The sequence below is a fragment of the Leisingera sp. F5 genome (genome assembly GCF_001593695.1).
The window spans coordinates 1-1,480 of the sequence record NZ_LUKH01000905.1; the positions used below are offsets into that span (position 1 = coordinate 1).

Genomic DNA, 1,480 nt, shown 5'->3' on the forward strand with positions numbered 1-1,480 from the left:
GTGCTGCGCAACCCGCCGGTATAGGTGCCGAATGCCGGCAGGATCAGGCGGGAGGCGTCCAGCAGGAAACAGGGGCGTGAATTGCTGCGGACGCGGGCCTTGGGATGGTAGTGGCCGGAGATTTCTGCCGTTGCCGGCGGATCAGCAATGTGGCGGAAGGTGAGGGGGCCAACCCGCAAGTCCGCCAGATGCTCCCCGCCTCGACTGGTGGGGGCGGGGTCGTGGTTTCCCTCGATCCAGATCCAGCGGCGGTTTTGCATCAGGTCTTGGGTTTGGTTCCTTTCCAGGGCCGGCAATGCTGTGGCTGCGGCATCATCGTCGAAACTGTCGCCGAGGCAAACCACGGTTGCCGGGTCGAGGTCTGCGACCAGTCTCTCAAGGCGGTTGAGTGTGTCACGGCCTTCGTAAGGGGGCAGGGCACTGCCGCCGCGCCGCGCATGGCGTGCGGATTTTCCAAGATGCAGGTCGGAGACGCAAAGCAGCCGGTGGTCCGCCCACCAGAGCGCGCCGGAGCCGAGCGCGGTCAGGCGGGCGCCGGCGAGGTTGAAATCAAATCCGTTCATGCTGTGGTCTTAGACTCGCTGGCTTGACAGGCAAGCGCTATTGCGCCAGCCGGTCCAGTCCGGATAGCCGCATCAGCGCTTCGGCCTCGCGTTGCAGCAGCTTTTCCTGCGCTGCGCCTTTGACCGGAACCTTGCCAGCCTCCAGCAAAAGCGGCGCTGCAAGCGGCGAGATCCGGTCCAGCCGTCGCAGGGTGATCCGGCCCTTGATCCGTGCCAGCATCTGCTCAACGCGGCCAAAATCCACCAGCCCGCGCAGGGCTTCGTCGCGGGTGATGCCCATCAGCAGGTGGTCCGGGTCGTATTTCCTGAGCGTGTCATAGAGGATGTCGGAGGAGAATGTTGCTTGGCGCCCGTTCTTGCGTTGCCCGGGTGTGTTGCGTTCAATCAGCCCGGCAATGGTCGCCGCGCCGCGGAAGGCGCGTTTCATTACTGCGTTGCCGGCCAGCCAGCCGTCCAGCCCCTCGCGCAGGGCAGTGACATCGAACAGCGGGGCCGGGTCGGTCAGCGGCTCCAGCCCCCAGATCAAGGTGGCGTAGTCGGTCGAGACAAAGCCAAGCGGATCAAGGCCAAGCTCCTCCATCCGCTTGGTTAGAAGCAGTCCCAGCGTTTGCTGAGCGTTACGGCCGGCAAAGCCGTAAATGCAGGCATGCTCGCGCCCGTCGCGGGGGAAGCTTTCGATCAGCAGCGACCCGGCGCGGGGAAGGTCCGAGACGTCGCGCTGCAGTTCCAGCCATTCGGCGGTGTGGCGGGGCAGATCTGGCCAGCTGTCCTGACTGAACATCTCCAGGATGCGCGCGCTGAGCTGGGTGGAGGTGGCGAATTTGGTGCCGGAGAACACTGCGATCTTCGGTTTCCTGCCGGGGGTGCGGGTGACCTCGACAGTCATTTCGCGCAAGCCCTCGTATCGCACGGTCCGG

General features: G+C 64.9%; 1 protein-coding gene and 1 pseudogene. Both read right to left on the reverse strand.

The genetic code is table 11. The features are described from left to right. A partial coding sequence (pdeM, locus tag A2I95_RS37305) for a ligase-associated DNA damage response endonuclease PdeM (protein WP_291737500.1) occupies positions 1-563 on the reverse strand: 563 nt, incomplete at its 3' end. A 37-nt stretch (positions 564-600) separates the two neighbouring features. Beyond that, positions 601-1,480: pseudogene (locus A2I95_RS37310) on the reverse strand (DNA ligase-associated DEXH box helicase); the annotation flags it as partial.